Source organism: Rhizobium sp. WYCCWR 11152, from assembly GCF_013087615.1.
GTDB classification, from domain to species: Bacteria; Pseudomonadota; Alphaproteobacteria; order Rhizobiales; family Rhizobiaceae; genus Rhizobium; species Rhizobium indicum.
Genome location: NZ_JABFCP010000008.1, coordinates 863,178 through 885,676, shown reverse-complemented (window position 1 = coordinate 885,676; position 22,499 = coordinate 863,178). Strand labels below are relative to the sequence as shown.

Genomic DNA, 22,499 nt, shown 5'->3' with positions numbered 1-22,499 from the left:
GTCAGTCTACGAAAAGGTTGCTGCAGTGCACAATGTTTTTCGATGGTGCAAACGGAGCGGCGTCGACGAATTGATCCGATCGAGCAAGGCAGGAAACCACTGGATTGCGGCTGAGAAGAAAGATGCCGACGCGATAGGATGGCGAAGTCCGAGATCTGTCGAAAGCGCCAGCGCATACGGCTCTCCACCGCGCGTAAAACTGGAGATGGAGAAGCTTCCACCACCTCAGCTCAACAAATTGCGCGCCGCAAACGACATAAAACCCGCGTTTCCGCGGGTTTTATTCCGACGACTAGCCATTCTCGTGCCGTTATGACGACGAGACGGTCAATTCAATTTGACCGATGGCTCCCGACCCCAGACCCGCAGTTTGCCAAGCGCCTTGATAAAGGCGCTGACGTCCTTCGCCGCTCCGAGCGCCATAACGCCCTCATCCAGTGAATCGGCAATTCCGGCCTTCTGCATGAGCGGTAGCGCTGTTTCCACATAGCCGATGAACTTGCAGTGCACGAAGGCATCCGCCACGAAATCGCGGGCCGTGGCCTCCTTCAGCAGATCGCCGGTTCCCTCGGTCGAGGGGAGGAGGGCGACGGCGTCGTAAAGCACCGAAGGTCCGCCGTCGATCATCTGATGCGCCTCGATCCAATTGCCGTCCGAGAGCGTCACGCCGCCGATCTTTGGCGCGATCACTTCGAATGTTGCCTTCTGCTCGGTGATTTCGGCAAGCAACGCCTTGAAGATAGCGGCATCGGTGCCATCGCTGACAAGAATGCCGAGCTTGCGTCCTTCGAACCGCTTCGGACCACGCTCTATGATGCTGAGCGCCGGCGACGGCTCGAGATCCTGCCGCGTCGGCATAGCGGCATCGGCAGGCTTCGGCATCGATTTGAAGCCGAGGGCGTGGCCGACCTTGCTGGCCAGCGTCTCGTCGATGTTCAAGAGATGCGAGACCATACGCTCACGAATGACCGGCGTTTCGACCTTGCTCAGTTCGAAGATCAACGCTGCAGCGATATGACGTTGCTCCGGCGGAGTCTGGCTGATGTAGAATTGTCGGGCCTGGCTGTAGTGATCGGCAAAACTTTCCGGCCGCAGCCGAACCTTGGTGCCCTGTTCTTCGGCGGGGAAGTGGCGATAGCCCTGAACCGGCGATTCCCGGGGCCCCTGATTCCAGGAATTCGGCTGATAATTAACCCGCCCGACAGGATTGCGCATCGCCATATGGCCATCCTGCTGGAAATTGTGGAAGGGACACTTCGGCGCGTTGATCGGCAGATGGGTGAAATTCGGGCCGCCCAGACGTTTCAGCTGCGTGTCGAGATAAGAGAAGTTGCGTCCCTGCAACAGCGGATCGTTGCTGAAGTCGATGCCAGGGGGAACGTTCTGCGTCATGAAGGCGACCTGCTCGGTCTCAGCGAAAAAGTTGTCGGGCATTCGGTCGAGGACAAGACGGCCGATCGGTTTGACCGGAAGAATCTCCTCGGGAATGATCTTCGTCGGATCGAGGATGTCGAAGTCGAACGTGTCGGCGAAGTTCTGATCGAAAAGCTGTACACAAAGCTCCCATTCCGGAAAGTTTCCCGACTGGATCGACTGCCAGAGGTCGCGGCGATGGAAATCCGGATCCGCACCATTGATCTTGACTGCCTCGTTCCAGGCGACAGACTGCAGGCCGAGCTTCGGTTTCCAATGGAATTTGACGAAGGTCGATTCATCCGCTGCGTTGACGAAGCGGAAGGTATGAACGCCAAAACCCTCCATGAAACGGAACGATCGCGGAATGGCGCGGTCCGACATCACCCACATGACCATGTGCATGCTTTCGGGCGTAAGGGTGATGAAATCCCAGAAATTGTCATGCGCCGACTGCGCCTGCGGAAATTGCCTGTCGGGCTCCGGCTTTACCGAATGGATGACGTCGGGAAACTTGATCGCATCCTGAATGAAGAAGACTGGGATATTATTGCCGACGAGATCCCAATTCCCCTGCTGCGTATAGATCTTCACTGCAAAACCGCGCACGTCGCGCGCCAGATCGAAGGAACCCTTGCTGCCGGCAACGGTCGAAAACCGGACGAAGGCTGGCGTCTTTTCGCCGGGCCGCTGGAAAAGATCGGCTCGGGTATAGGCGGCCAGCGATTCGTATGTTTCGAAGTAACCATGGGCGCCGTAACCGCGCGCATGCACGACCCGCTCCGGGATGCGCTCGTGATCGAAATGAAAGATTTTCTCGCGGAAATGGAAGTCATCGATGAGGGCAGGGCCGCGCGCGCCGATGCGAAGCGTATTCTGATCGTCGGAAACGGGGCCGCCTTGCGCTGTAGTCAGCACCGGCATCCCGTCTTCGGCGAACTGATGAAGCTCACCACCTGCACCGCGGTGCAGCTTCTGATCGTGGACCGTTGCATTGTCGGAGGGCGAGGTTTTGGATGTGTTCTTGGCCATCTATATTCTCCGGAAAGGGTTTTACCTAACCGAAGCTCCCCAACGGCCACATGTTCCGCTCGCTGTGAAATAAATCGCAACTTGGACAAGAGGCCGCCTGGGGGAGGCCGATAGTCGACCACTGGAGACCCGTGGCCAACATAAATGGGGCGCGTGGCCTTTCGACCCTGCGCCCCGATTTCCGTCGATCTTAGACCCGGGAGGTAACGATGAGATCTTCCTCTTCGTCGCGTTGCGATCCGCCAAAAGCTGCGGCCGCAGCAGCGATGAAAGCCCCGATCAGAAGTGACAACGAGCCAAGCAAGGCCGTCGTCGAGGCAGCCTTGCGTGCTTCATCGGCGGCTTTCTGGGCGGCGACCTTGGCGTCGTCGATGCGCTTCAGCACAGTGTCGACGCGGGTGCGTGCATCGGCTTCGGAAAGACCGGTGCGAGCAGAGACGATGGTGGCAAGATAGGCCTTGTCATCATCCGGGATCTGGCCGGCGGCGGCACCGTTGAGGAGGATGCGGGAGACCTCGGCCGTTGCAGCAGCAGCATCGGATGTTGCTCCTGTACGGGCCTGTTCAGGACGCAGCAAAGCGTCGGTAAAATAGGCGGTAGGCAGATCCGCGGTCGATGCCGCCGATGACGCTGCTGCCGTACCTGCGGCGCTGGCCGCCGAACCGACGGCTTGTGCGCCAGCACCGGCAAGCGAGGTCAGCGACGAGGCGAGAAATCCGGCGACGAAGATTGTCGCCAGCGCCCAGCTGATGAAGCCATGCGCGGTGTCGCGGAAGAACACCTCATCAGTGTGGACAGCCGCCCACTTGGTGCGCAGCCGGCCGGTGATATAGCCTCCGAGCCCGGAGGAGAGCCATTGGACGACAACGAGCCAGATCGCCGCCGTCACCCCGACCGTGCCGAGTGAACTACTTTGCCCCGACCAGGGCGATACCATCGTCAAGCCAACCCCGGATCCCAGCAGCAAAAGAATGAGGGTCACTCCGATGGCAGCAGCAGCCCCTCCGAAGATAGGCCCCCATGACATGGCGGATTTGGAAGATTCGACCGGAGTAGCAATCTCTCCGGAACCTGTCATTGAAACCGACATGATCTGTTCCTATCGCATAAACAGGGCGAGAAGGATGATGATCGGCAGTGGAACACCAAGCAGCCAAAGAAGAATACCGCGACCCATGAAAGACCTCCTGTCAGAAACTGACGTTACGTGGTTGATGCCACTCAACTTTGAACCAAGGTCTTTGTTCCCGGCCGGCTTGGTCATCGACGATCTTCATGCGGAGCTGATCGAGATCGATAAGAATCTTGCGCGCTCGGAGCTGACGTCCGGCGAAGAGAACGCCATATCTTGAGAGACAAGGTGATCTTGGGGGAGAGAGCAGAAGCTCTCGTCACACGGTCACGGTCTAAACTGGAGAGGAATCGATGAACAAATTTCGGGCATTTGTAACAGCCGGAGCAATCAGTCTTGCCGCCGTGACCTCGGCATGCTCGACGCCGCCGAATTCGTATGGCTCGGCATCGGGATATCAGCCGGGAGATTCAATGAACCCGGCCTGCGCCGATGGATTCCGACCCGGCGACGGCCGTTCGTGCAGCTATTAAAGGTGGCCGTCTCTTTGCCCGTACAAGAAGCGGGATCGTGGAGGAGCGTCGGGCGGGCGCTCCATAAGCGGTCATCCGTTTGATGACAACCCCGACGGCAGCGCCGATCGCGACACCGAACGTGATGCCGATCGCGGTCTCATCGAACAGCATCGGGCCGACTGCGGCGCCTATTCCGATTCCTATCGCCATACTGAGAGCCATGGCCGTGACCCTACCTAGGTGCTGTGGCGACAGTAGGTGTTACGATCGCAATCGACGGTAGCTCTGGCTCACCTTGCCCATATCTCCAACCGACCGCGCCGGGAGGAGTGTCGTTCCTAGGCGCGCGCCGGCCGGTTCTATTGGCTGCCAACCCACTTCATTACCGTTTCTTCCGGAGGTCACCCGGCAGAGCGTCAATGAGCTGATGCACTTTTCCGGTGGCGAACGCGATGTCCTCGCGCGGCAGATGGACTGTTATCTCAATCTCTTCCCACCTGCCGCCATGGTCTTTTGCGAACCTGACGGCGGCTTCCAAAGAGGTGAATTGCACCGCCGGTGCGTTGGCGGTCCAGAACTGCACGCTGCAGTCCGCCGCACTGTAATCTAAAAATGCTTTTTCGGGATCTAGCGCCATGACGTTTTGCTTTACACCGGCGCCGGTTGGTTGGCCAGCGGTTGTCTACCGATCGTAAAAGCGCATGACTAGGCTGACGGCTTGACGGCGATGTGCGCGCGGATGGCGACCCGGGCAGGGATGGTCCTAGATAAAAAGAAAGGGTCGGGCGAATGCTCGCGCCGACCCTTCTTTGATTGCGTCAGCACGGTGCCAGTACATCCGTGGTCACCAGCAAAAGCCATCTGATAGATTGAATTTATGCGCCTCGTGAATTTTCGCAAGGATTAGGGGATGCTGATTTAGGGCTAGGTATAGGCGACCTAGTTGCCCGTCTTGCGGCACTACCAGATGACAAACCGGCGCACGCCCTCTTGGACACCAAAAATGTCTTCTTGGACGGAGAAGGTTCAGTGCGTTCGGGTCACAAGCATGTGTCCAGCCGAGAGGTCAAAGTCCAGTCCCTCCCGTCCTGCGCGAGAGAAGTAATCGTCTGCCGCCTTTCGGCACCCAGACCAGTCCGAATAGGCGCGAAGTGCGACAGCGCCGCCGACGATGAGATGAGGCATAACCCGCTCTAGACAGGCGCTGACAGGCTCGTACCAATCAACATCGATATTGGCCAAAGCGACCGGCTCGGCGACTGTAAGCGTGTCTTGCACCTTACCCTTTATCAGTTGGACGTTGTTGGACTCGACGGGATAACCAAACCTAGCGAAGTTGTTCGTCACCGTCGCCATCAGGTCATCATCATAGAGATAGTATTGCTCGCCTCCAAGGCCGACGGCTTCGCCGCCTTTGATTTCAGCGTACCGAGCTTTCATGTCGTCGCCATCGTGCTCCGAAGGCGGAGGGAGCATCTCGAACAGGTCGTACACGCGCATAGCGCGCTGAGGCGACTTGGCGGAACACATGAGAATTGCTGAACCGCCGCGCGCGCAACCTGCCTCAATGATCAACGCTCCGCTCGGGGCGGTACGACGCACTACCTCAAGCAATTGATGAAGTTGACGATCAGTCGTGTAAGAAAGGTATTCGGCGCGCACCCTTGACCAAGCCTGTCGAACGGTCCTCGGGTAGGCAGTCCGACGGGCGCGTTCCAAAAGCGCGTTGAGGCGCCAACGCGCCCCACGCGCAACTCTATCTACTGCTTTCATAACGCCCACATCTACCCGCAACAGCGTCCGCCTCGGCGAAGCCTTACTGAACTCCCTACGACTCCCCTTGGCGGGGGAATCGTGTCTTGCCCTTCTCATCGATGTACTCCTCGTTGGCAAAGCTGATCTGTTTTCATGATACGATCATCTCTGGTCCTCACTCGCATACCTTCAAAGCGTTGACGGATAACTCAGCGGTTCATCAGGACAAAGTAAGCTACGAGGAGGGGGGGTGCGGTCTTACATCCATTTCGGAAAAAGATTGACCGTCATCTGCTGCGCGCGGCGTTTCGGGAGCCTCTAATTTCAGAGCCTTCCGATGACTGTACGAAACCGGCGTTCTGCAACGACCTATCGAAAAGCTTTATAGACCCTTAGTAGGTTTCCCTCAACGGCCAATTGACCCGGCTTAGACCGCTTTTCGGCTACGTAGCGGGGCTATCACTACCCGTTTGATTGCATCGGCGCGGCCATTCATCCTCCAATTGGGGGTCTGTTGTTTCGCTCTTCCTGTGAATTGCCCCCCGGTCGATGTTCGGCAGAGAGATATGCTACATCCAACTTATAACTGGTGACATGGCTGGCCGCCCGTTCCGCACGGTCGAAGGAAGCTGTCTCACCGCCTGCGGGAATCCATATGAAGACCGGAGTGAAGCGAGCTTTCGTTCTTGAGCTATTCAACAAGCAGGGCGGGCGCTGTTGTTACTGCGACCGCCTCATGGTCATCCTGCCTCGCGGCAAGGATCAGAACCGACCAGACGCCGCAACGCTCGAGCATCTAATGACAAATCGCCACAGGGGCTGGACGCGACGCGACAACATGGCGGCTGCTTGCCGCGAGTGCAACGGAATGCGCGGCTCCGGAATGGATTGGCTGATGTTCAAGACTTATCGCCGCGGCGAGTTCTGGGAGCTCATTGGCGGCTGCAAGGATTTATAGATCGGTCCGCCCTTGGCCGATACGCGGTCTGCCGTTGTCGCCGCATGATGCGGCTGACCGCCACTAATTACCACGCCACCACAAGTGCGCCGTCGGCCTCACCAGCCGGCGGTTTTTCATATTTCCGGCCGAGCGCTTCCGACGAGAGCCACCAGAAAAGCTACACCGCGGCGATGTGGTCATATGCTTAAACCTGGGCGATCCGCTGTCGCTACTGTACGGCCGGACATAGCGATCGCACTCGGGACAAAGGTATACTGATTGACGTCGGTAAAGCGCGTCCTGGATTTTGCAGTCTTCCAATTTACCCATCAAATTGCGGCGCTTAGCTGAGAGAAGAGGCGGCATGTAATCACCGGATCCCACCGGGTGGCTTTTCGGCGGCTGCTTTGAAATACGAATAGACGGTCTCAACCCATTCGCCACCGGGGACTAGAGTAGCGCTAGCGGCCAGAGAATAAGTTATTCACAGGCCGCCAAAAGTGGGGAGGGAAAGTGGGGAAGTAAGTACCTGCTTTCGGATTTCTCAACAAAAACAGGCACTTATTTCTTAAAATGGCTCCCCGGGCCGGATTCGAACCGGCGACCTGTCGATTAACAGTCGAATGCTCTACCGCTGAGCTACCAGGGATCACTGCTTGGCGCGGTGTGAGTGGGCTAATACAAACGCTTTCCCGATTTGCCAAGCGGTTTTTTCAAAAAAATGAAATGAACTTGTATTTGGGATGCCTGCGCCCATCTCTGGGGAATGACAAATGTGAATGATCGTCAGGAGACGAGAGGCGGCGAGAAGCGCAAGGCACGGGCGGTGCGCTTCGGCATCGATCATGCAAGCGGCAGGCTTGTGCTCGGCTCTTTCAGCATCGGCATGCCGCGTTCGCGCATCGCGCGGATGGCACTCGGCATGGCTCTCATTTTCTGCGGCGTGTTGGGTTTCCTGCCCATCCTCGGCTTCTGGATGCTGCCGCTCGGCTTCCTCGTGCTCTCGCACGATCTGCCGTTCGCGCGCCGGCTTCGGCGGCGGCTGGCGGTCTGGTGGCACAGGCGGAGAAACCCGGCTGGCTGATGGGCAGGGACGGTGTGGAACCCGTGGATCGCTTTTCGCATTCGTGGTTTATGGAATGTAAAACGCAAAATTGCGTCACAATGGCCCAGGTGAGGAAATGAAAGTATCTTTTGTTGTCGTCCTGTCGGCAGCGGCGCTTCTGTCAGGCATCTCTGCCGAGGCCCAAGTAGACAGCGGCGGTTTCGACGCTCGCGGCATCTGTCGCCGTCCTGAAGGCTGCGTGGTCGACCACGGTCAAGGCGGCAGCTACAACGGGCCTCGCAACTATCGCAATTTCAACGGCCGGAATGAGCGCGATGGGAGGAACGACCGCGAGCGGGACAATCGGCGCTACCGTTCTCAGAACAGGAGCGATAATTTCGACGCGGGAACCAGCCGCCTTGTCGCAGGCCCTGAGATTGGGCTGCAAATTCGCGTCTAGTTGGATCTGAGTTCGCTTTCCTCGAAAGTTCCGCCATGGTCCGGATCGAGGCCGGTCGTCATCAGCAGGCTGCAGGCGGCAAGGAGAAGGACGAGCTTCACTGCGTAGGACGCCACGGAGGCCGGTTGTCGAGGGCCCGGTGATACGCGAGACGGCGCTATATAGTACTGGTAATAGAAGTATGGATCGTCCGTTTCCAGCAGGTTCTGGTGGACGTGCGGCGGAATATCCGCATGTTTCACCGGCGGAGAACCAGGGAATTTTACATGCAGATCCCGGGTTTCGGCGTCGTATGCTGCACGCACGCGCTTCGATTTGAGGGCAGCCCAATCCATCGCAAGCTCCTATACCCTCCCGTGGGTAATTGAGTCCCGGACGGTGATCGAAGTCAAGTCAAGAATTTGTTTCAAATGCCATCATTGGCAGGAAATGGGGCATCGTCACGGCCGCGGAAATTCCAGCCCGCGCCCGCTCCGTTTCGGGATGGAAAAATGGTCGTTTCGACAACCGCGGAATAGCGTTTTTCCGAAATGCCCCCTTGCGATTTCCTTACGATCATTCTAAACGCTCGCCACGGCTCAGATAACGAGCGCGTGAGGCCTCGTGGCGGAGTGGTGACGCAGAGGACTGCAAATCCTTGTACCCCGGTTCAATTCCGGGCGAGGCCTCCAAACATCTTCCACATGACATAATCTGTGTGAAACGCTGATGGCTCAGTGGTACGGCATTTGCGATGCCACCAGACCTGCTGGCCGGGCGAAAAATCGAACTGTGGCGGATTGATTCCCGTCAGGCGGTAAAGTGCCTTCAGGCCGCCTTTGCGGATTTGCGCCTGATTTGCAGATCGCTCAATTCGGCCCGCTCATCGATGTCGGGACCGGCGCCGAGCAGCCGCCGCATGCCTTGCGGCGAAATGCGGGTGAAGCTGCGAATGTCGCCGCTGCTATATTTGATCAGCAGCAGGCGGGCATCGGCATTGTAGTGCAGCACTTCTATACCGCGCGATTGGATCAGGAAGATTTGCTTGCGCACACCCATAGCGGAAGGCGAGGGCGTTGCAACAAAATGGTTGACGTAACGTTAATGCGCGTGCGGCTGTCGGGGCTGGATTTCAAAGGAAACGAACGCATCCCAGACCTGCGCCGGGCATCATTGCCGCCAGCGCCAAGCAGGGTATCTCTAAGCGCGTTTAGACGCTTTAACGCTTCCAAGTCGTTTCGCCGTCCAGCAGCCCGCAGCAGAATATGCCGACGAGTGCTGCGACGATGAAGAAATCGAACAGCGTGAAATACTCGAAAATCGCAGACATCGCCTGCTCCTCCTATTTCCTCCGCTGCAGATCATAACATGAAGGGCTAAACGATTCCACGCTGGAGTTGCAGCGTCCGTGCTGCCCCTGTGGCGCGGAAGAGGCGCCTGCCGGATTCTTTTCACCGGCGCCTGCCAAGCCTTGAAAGCATCCGTGGCGGGGATTAAGAGACGAGGGACAGGAACCGCTTTTCAAGAGCGAGAGGACATGATGGATTTCGAAGCAGCGCGCGTAAAGATGGTCGATACCCAGGTTCGCACGACGGACGTTACCTCGCATTCCGTGCTGACGGCGTTTCTCACGGTGCCGCGTGAGGCTTTCGTGCCGGAGAAGGCGAAGCTGCTGGCTTATATCGACAACGACGTCGAGATCTTCGCAGCCGCACCGGGAAAGCCGGCCCGCTTCCTGATGGAAGCGTCGCCGCTTGCCAAGCTGCTGCAGCTGGCCGCGATCACCAAGGACGACTTCGTGCTCGAGGTTGGCTGCGGCACGGGTTACACCTCGGCGCTCTTGTCGATCATTGCCGGCTCCGTCATCGCGCTCGAATGCGACGAGACGTTGGCCACTGAAGCGAAGGCGCAGCTTGACAGCTACGCCAAGGTCGAGGTGGTGACCGGCCCGCTCGAACAGGGCTACGCTGCCGGCGCTCCCTATGATCTGATCTTCATCAACGGCGCAGTCGAAGAGGTTCCGGCGGCTCTTCTCGGTCAATTGCGCGATGGTGGCCGTCTGATCACCGTCGAAGGTTACGGCAATGCCGCCCGCGCCAAGGTCTTCGTCGCCGAGCGCGGCGCCATTTCCGAAAATGTCTTCTTCAATGCTTCGGTCAAGCCGCTGCCAGGTTTCGCCAAGGCGCGCGAATTCGTTTTCTGACATCGTTCGTGTCGATGACATTCGGCAACGGGCGCCATCGGCGCCCGTTTTTTTCAACGCCGCTGGAAAGCCTTCACAAACATCATCTACCCTGACGTCGCCACGGCGGATCGACGGCGGATCGAACGGATGTTATGCGCTTCAACTTCGGTTTCATGGGATGTTTCCGCCGCAAAATCGCGACGCGCTTTGCGCGTGGCTAACATCAGGTAACAAAACTGTGCATGGCCGCATTCATTTGATTCGCGATGATTTTTTTCACGCCTGGGGTATTCTAAGGTCGTGGTGATTCGGATGAATGCTCCACACCATCCGGTCGTTGTTTTGGGATAACGGGGATAGAAATGGCTCAGCCAAGTGTAGCGCGTGAACCGTCCATGGAAGAAATTCTGGCCTCCATCCGCCAGATCATCGAAAGCAATGAGCCCGGCGCCGGCAAGGCGATTTCCGCATCCCTGCCGCCGGTCTACGGCGCCGACGAGGATGACAATGGCTCCGAAATTCATCTGACGGTCGACGACACCTATGCCGGTGTGGAATTCCCCGAACCGGTCATGCGCTCCTCCGATCCGCGTTTCGTCGCCGCCAATTCGGCCGGCACAGCTCCCGAAGCAGAAGTTCCGGCCCGCGCTCTGTCGCTTGCCGATGTCGCCGCCCGCGTGCGCGCCGCCTCCGAGCGCAGCGCCGTGCAGGCCGGTCAGGCCTTGCGCGAAATTCCGAGCGGCTTCCGTCAGCCCGAACCGCAGCCGGCCGTGACGCCGGAACCGCCGCGCGCCGCGGCACTGCAACCCCAGCCGCAGCCGGCACAGGCTGTTTTCCCGGATGCCGCAGCGTCCATCCAGCATGTTGCGATCCAGCAGCCGGCCGAGCCGACGTTCACGGAAACGCAAAGGGTTGCCGTCGCCGAGCCTGCGCCTGCCGTCGAAACAGCGCTGCCGGCTATGGAACCCACTCAGTCGTCGACCGAGCGTTTCCTGCCGAGCGTTATGGACGAGGTCCAGCCGACGCTGCTTTCGGAGGGCGCCGGCCTGCAGATCAGCCGCTCCTTCGAGGAGCTCGCCGCGGCAATCGACGGTGCCGAGCGCCGCTCGTTGGACGAGATTGCGGAGGACATGCTTCGCCCGATGCTGCGCGAATGGCTCGATGATAATCTGCCGACACTGGTCGAGCGGTTGGTGCGCGAGGAAATCGAGCGCGTGGCGCGCGGCCCGCGCCGCTGATCGGATTGCTTTTTCCTGAAAAGCCGCTCCGGTCTCCGGGGCGGCTTTTTTATTGACTTGGCCGTGACCATCCTATTTACAAACGGCCATCCTCGAACCTCGAAATTGGTCAGAAAATGCTCGACAAGACCTATGATTCCGCTGCCGTCGAACCGAAAATCGCCGCGATATGGGATGAGGCGGACGCTTTCCGCGCCGGCGCAAATGCCAAAGCCGGGGCCGAGACCTTCACCATCGTGATCCCGCCGCCGAATGTCACCGGTTCGCTGCACATGGGCCACGCGCTGAACAACACGCTGCAGGACATCCTGGTGCGCTTCGAGCGCATGCGCGGCAAGGACGTGCTCTGGCAGCCGGGCATGGACCACGCCGGCATCGCCACGCAGATGGTCGTCGAGCGCAAGCTGATGGAACAGCAGCTGCCGGGCCGCCGCGACATGGGCCGCGAAGCCTTCATCGACAAGATTTGGGAGTGGAAGGCGGAATCGGGCGGCCTGATCTTCAACCAGCTGAAGCGTCTTGGTGCGTCATGCGACTGGTCGCGCGAACGTTTCACCATGGACGAAGGCCTCTCGAAGGCCGTGCTCGAGGTTTTCGTCACGCTCTACAAGGAAGGGCTGATCTACAAGGACAAGCGTCTGGTCAATTGGGATCCGAAGCTGCTGACGGCGATTTCCGATATCGAAGTCGAGCAGCACGAGGTCAAGGGCAATCTCTGGCACCTGCGCTATCCGCTGGAAAAGGGCGTAACCTACCAATACCCGATTGCATTCGATGAGGAAGGCAAGCCGACCGAATTCGAGACGCGCGATTATGTGGTCGTCGCAACGACACGACCGGAGACCATGCTGGGCGATACCGGTGTTGCCGTCAATCCGAAGGACGAACGCTATCAGGGCATTGTCGGCAAGCATGTCATTCTGCCGATCGTCGGCCGCAGAATTCCGATCGTTGCTGACGATTATGCCGATCCGGCTGCCGGCACCGGCGCGGTGAAGATAACGCCCGCGCACGATTTCAACGACTTCGACGTCGGCAAGCGCGCAGGTCTTCGCGTCATCAATATTATGAACGGCGACGGCACGATCACCATCAAGGACAATGAGGACTTTCTTGAAGGTCTCGACAATCCGGCGGCGCTGCACGGCGCCTGGGACCGCCTGGAAGGCCAGGACCGCTTCTATGCGCGCAAGGTCATCGTCGAGATTTTCGAAGAGGCGGGCCTCGTCGACAAGATCGAGCCGCACAAGCACATGGTCCCGCACGGCGACCGCGGCGGCGTGCCGATCGAACCGCGGCTGACCGAACAGTGGTATGTGGATGCGAAGACGCTCGCCGAACCGGCGATCGCCTCGGTCCGCGAAGGTCGCACCAGGATGGTGCCGAAGAGCTGGGACAAGACCTATTACGAATGGATGGAAAACATCGAGCCCTGGTGTATCTCCCGTCAGCTCTGGTGGGGTCACCAGATCCCCGCCTGGTACGGCCCGGACGGCCAGGTCTTCGTCGAAAAGACCGAGGAAGAGGCGCTGCAGGCGGCGATCCAGCATTACCTTTCGCATGAGGGGCCGATGAAGGCCTATGTCGAGGACCTGCTTGAAAACTTCAAGCCGGGCGAGATACTGACGCGTGACGAGGACGTGCTCGACACGTGGTTCTCCTCAGCACTCTGGCCTTTCTCGACGCTCGGCTGGCCGGACGAGACGCCCGAACTGGCGCGTTATTACCCGACCAACGTTCTCGTCACCGGCTTCGATATCATCTTCTTCTGGGTTGCCCGCATGATGATGATGGGCCTGCACCTTATGAAGGATGAGGACGGCGAACCCGTCGAGCCCTTCCAGACCGTCTATGTCCACGCGCTGGTGCGCGACAAGAATGGGCAGAAGATGTCGAAGTCGAAGGGCAACGTCATCGATCCCTTGGAACTGATCGACGAATACGGCGCCGACGCGCTGCGGTTCACCCTGGCGATCATGGCGGCGCAGGGCCGCGACGTGAAGCTTGATCCGGCCCGCATCGCCGGCTACCGTAATTTCGGCACCAAGCTCTGGAACGCCACACGCTTCGCCGAGATGAACGGCGCGAAAAGCGACCCGCATTTCGTGCCGGAGGCCGCCGAGCTCACCATCAATCGCTGGATCCTGACGGAACTTGCCCGTACGGAACGTGACGTAACGGAAGCACTCGAAGCCTTCCGCTTCAACGATGCTGCCGGCGCGCTCTACCGCTTCGTCTGGAACGAGGTCTGCGACTGGTATCTCGAACTGTTGAAGCCGGTCTTCAATGGTGAGGACGAGGGCGCCAAGGCCGAAGCCCAGGCCTGCAGCGCCTATATTCTCGAAGAGATCTACAAGCTGCTGCATCCCTTCATGCCGTTCATGACCGAAGAGCTTTGGGCCCATACGGCAGGTGAAGGCAAAGAGCGCGACAGATTGGTCTGCCACGCCGAATGGCCAGCGCCGTCCTATGCCGATGACGGGGCCGCTGACGAGATCAACTGGCTGATCGACCTGGTTTCCGGCATCCGCTCGGTGCGTGCTGAGATGAACGTGCCGCCATCGGCGACGGCCCCGCTCGTCGTCGTCAAGGCCAACAACCTGACGCGTGAACGGCTGTTCCGCCACGACGCCGCCATCAAGCGGCTTGCGCGCGTTGAGGCGATATCGCTGGCTGACGATGCGCCGAAGGGTGCCGCTCAGATCGTCATCGCCGAGGCCACCATCTGCCTGCCGCTCGGCAAGCTGATCGACCTTTCCGCCGAAAAGGCTCGTCTGGAAAAAGCGATTGCCAAGATGGAGGGCGAGATCTCCCGCATCGACGGCAAGCTCTCCAACGAGAAGTTCGTCGCCAATGCCAATCCCGAAGTGGTGGAGGCCGAGCGCGATCGTCTCGATGAACTCAAGGGTCAGATCGCAAGCCTGAGGATCGCTCTTTCCAGGGTGAGCGAAGCCGGGTAAGTTTCATTGGCCCATTTTGGTAAGTTGTTTCAAAGACGCGCCCGCTGCGGGCGCGTCTTTTTGTCGTTTTGGGCGGGCATGATTCGGACCTGAAAGCGGCGGTTTCAGGCGCTGAACCTGTGGATTGTGGCTGGACGGGCAGCCAGTTGGCGAAAACTGCGACTGTGGTCGGATTGATACAGCTTCCGCAATGTTTGGAATGAAAACCCAAAAGCCCATCCGAAACCCGATAACTCTGGAATATAATTTTATTAACCAGATTTTTTGACGTGTCCGTCAATTTCTTTACGTAAGTTTGCCGCTGCAATGCCTGGGAGCGCTGCCGTGGCGCGCGTTGCCATGTCGAGCAAACACTTACTAGAGTGGCGTGACATCAATTGCTGGAGTGGGGGAGACACAATGGCATCGCGTAGGTTTTCCAAGGGCGTAACGTCGCTCGTTCTTTTTTCGTCGCTTGCATCGCCGTCCTTCGCCGGCGGCCTGGAGCGTGGCGGCTACAATATCGACCTTCTCTTCGACAATTCAAGGTTCGCGGTCCAGTCCGGCGCGACCTATGTCATGCCGCAGCGCAAGCTGAAAAATGTCAGGGACACCGATGCCACCGATGGCCTCGGCACGAACGGCATTGGCGGCGGTTCGACCACGGCGGATGATACCGAGGATTACTGGGTCCCCTATCTCGGGGTGAAAGTCGGTTTCGGCGATGCCATCGACTGTATGGGCGATTTTTCGACACCCTTCGGCGCACATACCAATCCCGGCGCTGACTGGTTGGGCGTCAACGACAACATCGAAACCAAGATCAGCACCCGCAACTACGGCGCCACCTGCTCCTATCGTTTCGATATGGGGCCTGGCCAGCTCCGCCTGATCGGCGGCGGCTTCTATCAGACGGTCGAAGGTTTCAAGACACGCCTCGTCGCGCCGATCCCAGGGGCGGCCGCGCTGGTCTATGACGGCACCGGTCGTCTGGACCTTGCCGACCAGGCCATGGGATGGCGGGCGGGCATCGCCTACGAAATCGAGGAATATGCCTTCCGCGCCAGCCTAGTCTACAACAGCAAGGTGAAATATGACAATCTTACCGGCACGGTCGACCTGACCGAGGTGCCGGCGAATCCCGCCAATCCCTACCTCGGCGTCGTTACGCCGGTCTACGGTTCAGCCGAAGCGCCCGATTCTGTCGAATTGAAACTGCAGAGCGGCATTGCGCCCGATTGGCTTGCCTTCGGTTCCGTCAAGTGGACGAACTGGAGCGTGCTGCAGTCGATCGCTTTCTGCCCGAAGGCCAACAAGGGCGTCGTCGCCTGCGGCGCCGGCAGCCAACTCACGTCGCTCGATCTCTTCTACCGCGACGGTTGGACGATCAGCGGCGGCGTTGGCCACAAGTTCAACGAGCAATGGGCCGGCGCCCTCAGCCTGACCTGGGATCGCGGCACGAGCCAGGGCTACGGCGCCCAGACCGACACATGGACGCTCGGCGCCGGTGTCTCCTATACGCCAGTGGAGAATGTCGAGTGGCGTCTGGCCGGCGCGCTCGGCATCATGACCGGCGGGGAATCCGGCACCTACGTCTATAATGGCCGGACCTACGGCAACGACGTCTCCTATTCCTTCGGCGACGATCTGGTGGCGGCTCTTTCTACCAGCGTAAAGGTCAAGTTCTGATCTTGCAGCCCAAGTAGAAGTCTTAGAGCCCGGCAGTTTGCCGGGTTTTTCTTTGGGCGTCGCAAGACAAATCGACGTTCCAATTTGTGACGATTCAGCAACACATTTTTACGACGTTTGGCGTATGGTGGTGGTGGGGCGAATTTGTCCATTTCCCGCCACAAAGAGGGCGCAGCGCTATTTGCGGGCGAGGTGATGGCAGGCATACGGTGCGTGTAAATAGTAGTATGGGTCGATTTTTTTCCGGTAACATCAGGTCGTACGGCGCGATTGGCGACAATCGTTTGATTGCGGTCGTTTCGCTTTCCGAACAAGGCTGTTCCGGCCGCCGATCCGGCCTCGCGATGCGGTCGTCGATTAATTCATTGTCGTTATTTTCGACCCACTCACCTGAGCAGCCCGGCTTTGCCGGAAAGGTCGATACCGGTTTCGTCACATTTACTGTTTACGAATGCGATAGAGGCGGGAAGGCGGATGCCGCACCTGCCGAAAGAGTGCCACGGAGATTGCAGTCGAGCCATGCCGGGAGCCGGGTGGTTCTGAAGGATGGGCTGAGAATATCGCCTTTGAGAAAAGGCCAATGGGCTGGATGCGACGCGGGTAAAGGAGCCATGGAGCTCGCCGCGGGATCGCTCGCCTCGAAGAAATACATCCGCGGGATGCACGGCATGAGCGCCGTTGCCGCCTGCCTGGGATGAGCGAAAGAAATCGGTTGAAATGGTGACGTCCGAGTTCAAACTGTTCAAATTCATGCTGGTGGGCATGTCTATAGCCGTAGCGCTGGCGCTGTCCGGTCCGTGCCGTGCATTCGACATCAAAGGTGGCGTCAGCAAGGAATCCGGACCGTTCGATCTCTTCAAGTTCGGCTTCAAGGCCTATAAGAACGGCCAGAAGGAAGAGGCGGTAGAAGCCTATAAATACGCTGCCGAAAAGGGGCACACCGGCTCGCGCTGGGCGCTTGCCAATATGTATGCCGATGGCGACGGTGTCACGCAGGACGATTTCGAAGCCTTCAAGATCTACAGCGAGATCGCCCAGCAGGGCGTCGAACCCGGCTCAGAAGATACCGGCTTCTTCGTCAACGCGCTGCTCTCGCTCGCCAGTTACTACAGGCACGGCATATCAGGCAGTCCGGTCAGGATCGACCTCAGCCAGGCGCGCCAGCTTTATTTTCAGGTGGCCTCCACCTTTGGCGTCCCCGAGGCGCAGTTCCAACTGGCGCAGATGATGCTGGCCGGCGAGGGCGGCAATGCCAGCCCGCAGCAGGCGAAGAAATGGCTGAACCAGGCCCGCAAGAGCGGCCATCCCGGCGCCATGGCGGTCTTCGGCAATATTCTGTTCGACGAAGGCCAGACGGCCCGCGGTCTGGCGCTGATGACGGCAGCACTCGATCGCTGCAAGCCCAAGGACTGCGGCTGGATGGAAGCGCTGCAGGAGCAGGCCTTCTCGGTTGCCAACGAGGCCGACCGCCGCACAGCGGTATCGCTGTCGCACACCATCGCGAGCGGTACCGACGACTAAGCGCCGACCTCTATTCGGAGGCGTGAAGCTGTAGGCGGAAAGCCTCAGCCCGCGAAATTGAAATAGGCGATGACAGGCACGTGGTCGGACGGCTTTTCCCAGGCTCGCACATGTTTTTCGATCGCAGCCGACGTCATCCGGTCGGCAGCTTCCGGCGACAGCAGCAGATGGTCGATGCGGATGCCGTTGTTCTTCGGCCAGGCGCCGGCCTGATAATCCCAGAAGGAATAAAACTGCGTCGCATCCGTCGTCGCGCGCACCGCATCCGTCAGCCCGAGATTTTCGAGCCTGCGGAACGCCGCCCGTGTCTGCGGCAGAAACAGTGCATCGTTTTCCCAGACCTTGGGATCGAAGCAGTCGTGCGGTTCCGGGATGACGTTGTAATCGCCGGCAAGGATCAGCATCTCCTCATAGGCCAGCCGTTCGGTGGCGAACGTCTGCAGGCGCTCCATCCAGGCGAGCTTGTAGGGATATTTCTCCGTTTCGACAGGATTGCCGTTGGGCAGGTAGATGCAGCAGACGCGCAGGATTCTCGAGTCGGACAGGGTGAACGCCGCTTCGAGGAAACGCGCCTGTTCGTCCAGCGGATCGCCGGGCAGGCCGCGGTTCACTTCGAAAGGTGAACTCTTGGAGAGGATCGCGACGCCATTGAAGCCCTTCTGGCCGTGCGTCTCGACATGATAGCCGAGCGCCTCGATCTCCAGCCGTGGGAAACCTTCGTCGACCGTCTTGATCTCCTGCAGGCAGACGATATCCGGATCGGAATCCTTCAGCCATTGCGTGAGATTGTCGATGCGCGCCTTGACGCCGTTGATGTTCCAGGTCGCGATCTTCATGGCTCTGTCCCGTTCCGTATAATGCATGTCGCCCAGAAGTGTGCAGCGGGCCTGGGAGACGACAGGCATAAAAACAAAGAGCTAAAGCGCACCGCATGAATCAGTGTCGATCCGGCGCGCTTCAGTGCGCTTCTTTTATCGCGGTCTTTCGCCGCCGGACAAGACGATAAACCGGCCGGAAGGAATTCTTCGGCCGGTTTGATGGGGAGTATGTGCGTTTAGACGTTCAGATCGAGAAACTGGTGCCGCAGCCGCAGCTTGCCACCGCATTCGGGTTCTTGATCTGGAAGGATTGGCCAAGCAGATTGTCGACGAAGTCGATCTCCGAGCCTGCCATATAAACGAGGGAAAGGCTGTCGATCAGCACCTTGGCATCGTTCTTTTCAACGATGATGTCGTCGTCGCCGGCACCGTCGGCAAGATCGAACTTGTAGGAAAAGCCCGAACAGCCGCCGCCTTCGACGGAAACGCGCAAGGCGCTCTTGCCGGTTTCGGCGCCGACGATCGCAGCGATACGCTTTGCCGCGGCATCTGAAAGGGTTACACTCGTATCCGTCATGTTTCCTCCTGCCGGGGTCAAGATCCGGAGAGAATGGGTTTTGGCACTTGAATGTTCAAATGCCTGATATCAAAGAAACTTACCATGATATCTGCGAAAAGGCGATGATGCGCCGAAGCGGTTAAGAAAGCGCCTCTTTGCCGTTTCATCGGGCTATAGGTATGAAGAGCGTTAGGCGGCGTCAATGGGCAGATGCGGCAACATGCAGGATGACGGTGAAGAATGACGATCGATACGCGTGCTTTGGGTTTTGGCAGCAGTGAGAGGGCGGTCTATGCGGCCGACCCCTGGACGACGCGCGGGCGGCTCTATCAGGAGGACGGAAGCCCGACGCGCTCCGATTTCCAGCGCGACCGCGACCGCATCGTCCACACCACCGCCTTCCGCCGGCTGAAGCACAAGACCCAGGTCTTCATCGCCCAGGATGGCGATCATTACCGCACCCGGCTGACGCACACGATCGAGGTGGCCCAGATCGCCCGCGCGCTTGCCCGCGCCCTGAAGCTCGACGAGGATCTGGCCGAAGGCGTGGCGCTCGTGCACGATTTCGGCCATACGCCGTTCGGTCATACCGGCGAAGACGCGCTGCACGAGGTGCTGCTGCCCTATGGCGGCTTCGATCACAACGCCCAATCGCTGCGCATCGTGACCAAACTGGAGAGGCGTTATGCCGAATTCGACGGCATCAACCTGACCTGGGAAAGCCTCGAAGGTCTCGTCAAACACAATGGCCCCCTTCTGACGGCTGATGGAGTAGGCACCCGCGGTCCCGTGCCGCAGCCGATCCTTGATTATTGCGAGTTGCACGATCTCGAGCTTGCAACCTATGCCAGCCTTGAGGCCCAGGTCGCGGCGATCGCCGACGACATCGCCTATAATACCCACGATATCGACGATGGCCTGCGCTCCGGCTACCTGACTTTCGACATGCTGGAGGAAATCCCGTTTCTTGCCGGGCTGATGGCCGAGGTGAGGGCGAGATATCCACATCTGGAGCCGAGCCGCTTCACCCATGAGATCATGCGCCGCCAGATTACCCGCATGGTCGAGGACGTGATTGGCGTGGCGCAGCAGCGGCTGTCGCTCCTCCGCCCTGAGAATGCGGCCGACATCCGCGCTGCCGACCGGGTTATCGCCACCTTTTCCGAGGGGATGGCCGAGACCGACAGGCAGATCAAGGCCATGCTCTTCAAACGCATCTACCGCAATCCCGATATCATGCGCATCCGTGCCGGTGCCGCCCAGATCGTCGCCGATCTCTTTGCCGCCTACATGGTCAATCCCAAGGAGATGCAGAGCCATTACTGGGTCGATCATATCGCCGGCCTGTCCGATGCGCCGAAGGCCCGCCATGTCGGCGATTATCTCGCCGGCATGACCGACACATATGCCATCAGCGCCCACAGGCGGTTGTTTGACCACACTCCGGATTTGCGATAGGCAGCGGTCGCCCACGCCGAGGGCCGATTTGAGCCTTTGGCACAGCCTATGCATGGAAGAGTGCGATGAACCTTTTTACCGACTTCGAAGCCAGGATCAAAACCGCCCTTGAACAGATCGATCTGGTCAGGGAAAAGCGATCCGAGCTCGATTTCGGCCGCATCACCGTCGAGCCGCCGCGTGACGCGAGCCATGGCGATGTCGCGACCAATGCCGCAATGGTGCTGGCAAAACCGCTCGGAACCAATCCGCGCGCGCTGGCCGACGTCATCATCGCCAAGCTCAAGGAGGATGCCGACGTCGCCGATGTCTCGGTCGCGGGGCCGGGCTTCATCAACATCCGTCTCGCCGTCGGCTACTGGCAGCGGCTGCTCGCCTCGATGATCGGCTCCGGCACCGATTACGGCCGCTCGGCGCTCGGCGAGGGCAAGAAGGTCAATGTCGAATATGTCTCGGCCAATCCGACCGGCCCTATGCATGTCGGCCATTGCCGTGGCGCCGTCGTCGGCGACGCGCTCGCCAACCTGCTCGCTTTTGCCGGTTACGGCGTCGAGAAGGAATATTACATCAACGATGCCGGCTCGCAGATTGACGTGCTCGCCCGTTCCGTCTTCCTGCGCTATCGCGAAGCGCTCGGCGAAAAGATCGGCGAAATCCCCTCGGGTCTCTATCCCGGCGACTATCTCGTGCCCGTCGGCCAGTCGCTTGCCGCCGATTACGGCGTGCGGCTGCACAACATGCCGGAAGACCAATGGATGCCGATCGTCAAGGATCGCACCATTGATGCGATGATGGTGATGATCCGCGAGGATCTGGCGGCTCTGAACGTCCATCACGACGTCTTCTTCTCCGAACGCACCCTGCATGCCAATGGTGCAGCCGCGATCCGCACGGCGATCAACGACCTGACCTTCAAGGGCTATGTCTACAAGGGCACGCTGCCGCCGCCGAAGGGCCAGCTTCCCGAGGACTGGGAAGATCGCGAACAGACATTGTTCCGTTCGACCGAGGTGGGCGACGATATCGACCGGCCGCTGATCAAGTCGGACGGCTCCTACACCTATTTCGCCGCCGACGTCGCTTACTTCAAGAACAAGTTCGACCGTGGTTTCGACGAGATGATCTATGTGCTCGGCGCCGACCACGGCGGCTACGTCAAGCGCCTGGAAGCGGTTGCACGCGGCGTTTCGGATGGTAAGGCGAAGCTGACCGTACTGCTCTGCCAGCTCGTCAAGCTCTATCGCAACGGCGAGCCGGTGAAGATGTCGAAACGCTCGGGCGACTTCGTCACGCTTCGGGACGTCGTCGAAGAAGTCGGCCGTGATTCGGTCCGGTTTATGATGCTTTATCGCAAGAATTCCGAGCCGCTCGACTTCGATTTCGCCAAAGTGACCGAACAGTCGAAAGATAATCCTGTTTTTTATGTGCAGTATGCGCATGCTCGCTGCATGTCGGTCTTCCGGCAGGCGAGGGAGGCTTTTCCCGACCTCGATGTCTCCCACGAGAAACTGGCGAAAACCGTTGCAGGCATTGGCGATCCGGCCGAATTGCAGCTTGTTGCCAAGCTCGCTGAATTTCCGCGTATCGTCGAGGCGGCGGCCCAGTCGCAGGAGCCGCATCGTATCGCTTTTTACCTCTACGACCTCGCCAGTTCCTTCCACGCGCACTGGAACAAAGGTAAAGATCAGCCGGAATTACGATTTGTTAATGATAAAAACCGAGAATCAAGTATTGCCAGACTTGGGCTGGTGTACGCCGTCGCGTCGGTTTTGAAGTCGGGACTTGCCATTACAGGCACTGCCGCACCGGACGAAATGCGATAACGTCACCATTTCCCCACAATGCGCTGGCATTTGAGCGTTGGCGTTTGCGAGTGGGAAT

20 protein-coding genes, 2 tRNA genes and 1 pseudogene are annotated in these 22,499 nt (G+C 59.1%); 14 read left to right on the top strand and 9 right to left on the bottom strand.

What is annotated here, in order from left to right; genetic code table 11:
- Positions 1-327: 327 nt before the first annotated feature.
- Both G9X67_RS14185 and G9X67_RS14180 read right to left on the bottom strand, forming a co-directional pair.
- On the bottom strand, positions 328-2,445 hold the full coding sequence (locus G9X67_RS14185) for a catalase (RefSeq protein ID WP_171598907.1): 2,118 nt from the start codon (positions 2,443-2,445) through the stop codon (positions 328-330).
- A gap of 190 nt (positions 2,446-2,635) precedes the next feature.
- The gene (locus G9X67_RS14180) at positions 2,636-3,535 is read right to left on the bottom strand and encodes a hypothetical protein (protein WP_171598906.1); all 900 of its coding nucleotides are present in this window, start codon (positions 3,533-3,535) and stop codon (positions 2,636-2,638) included.
- Between G9X67_RS14180 and G9X67_RS14175 the strand changes: the two genes are divergently transcribed.
- Both G9X67_RS14175 and G9X67_RS34985 read left to right on the top strand, forming a co-directional pair.
- The gene (locus G9X67_RS14175; protein ID WP_171598595.1) at positions 3,432-3,797 is read left to right on the top strand and encodes a hypothetical protein; all 366 of its coding nucleotides are present in this window, start codon (positions 3,432-3,434) and stop codon (positions 3,795-3,797) included. The genes G9X67_RS14180 and G9X67_RS14175 overlap by 104 nt on opposite strands.
- A 73-nt stretch (positions 3,798-3,870) precedes the next feature.
- Entirely contained in the window at positions 3,871-4,050 is a 180-nt protein-coding gene (locus G9X67_RS34985) for a hypothetical protein (protein WP_246697103.1), read from the top strand.
- A gap of 364 nt (positions 4,051-4,414) precedes the next feature.
- Here G9X67_RS34985 and G9X67_RS14170 read toward each other — a convergent pair whose 3' ends face one another.
- Complete coding sequence (locus G9X67_RS14170; protein WP_017991185.1) at positions 4,415-4,669, bottom strand: hypothetical protein; 255 nt, start codon at positions 4,667-4,669, stop codon at positions 4,415-4,417.
- A 389-nt stretch (positions 4,670-5,058) separates the two neighbouring features.
- Positions 5,059-5,805, bottom strand: coding sequence for a TylF/MycF/NovP-related O-methyltransferase (locus G9X67_RS14165; RefSeq protein WP_171598905.1), 747 nt, complete (start codon positions 5,803-5,805; stop codon positions 5,059-5,061).
- Between the two features lie 637 nt (positions 5,806-6,442).
- Between G9X67_RS14165 and G9X67_RS14160 the strand changes: the two genes are divergently transcribed.
- Complete coding sequence (locus G9X67_RS14160) at positions 6,443-6,745, top strand: HNH endonuclease (RefSeq protein WP_138329840.1); 303 nt, start codon at positions 6,443-6,445, stop codon at positions 6,743-6,745.
- A gap of 556 nt (positions 6,746-7,301) precedes the next feature.
- Here G9X67_RS14160 and G9X67_RS14155 read toward each other — a convergent pair.
- A tRNA-Asn gene (locus G9X67_RS14155) sits at positions 7,302-7,376 on the bottom strand.
- Between the two features lie 117 nt (positions 7,377-7,493).
- Between G9X67_RS14155 and G9X67_RS14150 the strand changes: the two genes are divergently transcribed.
- Together G9X67_RS14150 and G9X67_RS14145 are read left to right on the top strand one after the other, a co-directional pair.
- Positions 7,494-7,811 carry a hypothetical protein gene (locus G9X67_RS14150; RefSeq protein ID WP_138329838.1) on the top strand — a complete coding sequence of 106 codons (318 nt, stop codon included), beginning with the start codon at positions 7,494-7,496 and terminating at the stop codon, positions 7,809-7,811.
- Positions 7,812-7,908: 97 nt separating this feature from the next.
- A complete protein-coding gene (locus G9X67_RS14145) occupies positions 7,909-8,232 on the top strand; it encodes a hypothetical protein (protein WP_003558845.1) in 324 nt (107 codons plus the stop codon).
- Here the strand turns inward: G9X67_RS14145 and G9X67_RS14140 are convergent.
- Complete coding sequence (locus G9X67_RS14140; protein WP_003538940.1) at positions 8,229-8,567, bottom strand: KTSC domain-containing protein; 339 nt, start codon at positions 8,565-8,567, stop codon at positions 8,229-8,231. The two genes, G9X67_RS14145 and G9X67_RS14140, sit on opposite strands and share 4 nt — an antisense overlap.
- Positions 8,568-8,829: 262 nt before the next feature.
- On the opposite strand from G9X67_RS14140, the gene G9X67_RS14135 reads away from it, so the two are divergent.
- A tRNA-Cys gene (locus G9X67_RS14135) sits at positions 8,830-8,903 on the top strand.
- 68 nt (positions 8,904-8,971) lie between these two features.
- On the opposite strand, the pseudogene G9X67_RS14130 reads toward G9X67_RS14135, so the two are convergent.
- Positions 8,972-9,270 (bottom strand): annotated as a pseudogene (locus G9X67_RS14130) (hypothetical protein); the annotation flags it as partial.
- A gap of 478 nt (positions 9,271-9,748) precedes the next feature.
- Between G9X67_RS14130 and G9X67_RS14125 the strand changes: the two are divergent.
- From G9X67_RS14125 to exoR, 6 genes are all read left to right on the top strand, one after another.
- Positions 9,749-10,414 carry a protein-L-isoaspartate O-methyltransferase gene (locus G9X67_RS14125; protein ID WP_171598903.1) on the top strand — a complete coding sequence of 222 codons (666 nt, stop codon included), beginning with the start codon at positions 9,749-9,751 and terminating at the stop codon, positions 10,412-10,414.
- Between the two features lie 344 nt (positions 10,415-10,758).
- Positions 10,759-11,634: a DUF2497 domain-containing protein gene (locus G9X67_RS14120; RefSeq protein WP_171598902.1), complete on the top strand. Its 876-nt coding sequence runs from the start codon at positions 10,759-10,761 to the stop codon at positions 11,632-11,634.
- 116 nt (positions 11,635-11,750) lie between these two features.
- Positions 11,751-14,594, top strand: coding sequence for a valine--tRNA ligase (locus G9X67_RS14115; protein WP_171598901.1), 2,844 nt, complete (start codon positions 11,751-11,753; stop codon positions 14,592-14,594).
- A 399-nt stretch (positions 14,595-14,993) separates the two neighbouring features.
- Entirely contained in the window at positions 14,994-16,262 is a 1,269-nt protein-coding gene (locus G9X67_RS14110) for an OmpP1/FadL family transporter (RefSeq protein WP_171598900.1), read from the top strand.
- A gap of 86 nt (positions 16,263-16,348) precedes the next feature.
- Complete coding sequence (locus G9X67_RS14105; protein ID WP_246705397.1) at positions 16,349-16,960, top strand: hypothetical protein; 612 nt, start codon at positions 16,349-16,351, stop codon at positions 16,958-16,960.
- 19 nt (positions 16,961-16,979) lie between these two features.
- The gene (exoR, locus tag G9X67_RS14100; protein WP_138391124.1) at positions 16,980-17,783 is read left to right on the top strand and encodes an exopolysaccharide production regulator ExoR; all 804 of its coding nucleotides are present in this window, start codon (positions 16,980-16,982) and stop codon (positions 17,781-17,783) included.
- 44 nt (positions 17,784-17,827) lie between these two features.
- On the opposite strand, the gene xth is transcribed toward exoR, so the two are convergent.
- Together xth and erpA are read right to left on the bottom strand one after the other, a co-directional pair.
- A complete protein-coding gene (gene xth, locus G9X67_RS14095) occupies positions 17,828-18,619 on the bottom strand; it encodes an exodeoxyribonuclease III (RefSeq protein ID WP_138329829.1) in 792 nt (263 codons plus the stop codon).
- Positions 18,620-18,845: 226 nt separating this feature from the next.
- Entirely contained in the window at positions 18,846-19,178 is a 333-nt protein-coding gene (gene erpA, locus G9X67_RS14090) for an iron-sulfur cluster insertion protein ErpA (protein ID WP_012757232.1), read from the bottom strand.
- A 222-nt stretch (positions 19,179-19,400) separates the two neighbouring features.
- Here erpA and G9X67_RS14085 point away from each other — a divergent pair, with 222 nt between their 5' ends.
- Both G9X67_RS14085 and argS read left to right on the top strand, forming a co-directional pair.
- Complete coding sequence (locus G9X67_RS14085) at positions 19,401-20,618, top strand: deoxyguanosinetriphosphate triphosphohydrolase (RefSeq protein ID WP_171598899.1); 1,218 nt, start codon at positions 19,401-19,403, stop codon at positions 20,616-20,618.
- 65 nt (positions 20,619-20,683) lie between these two features.
- The gene (argS, locus tag G9X67_RS14080) at positions 20,684-22,441 is read left to right on the top strand and encodes an arginine--tRNA ligase (protein WP_138329825.1); all 1,758 of its coding nucleotides are present in this window, start codon (positions 20,684-20,686) and stop codon (positions 22,439-22,441) included.
- The last annotated feature ends 58 nt before the right edge of the window (positions 22,442-22,499 follow it).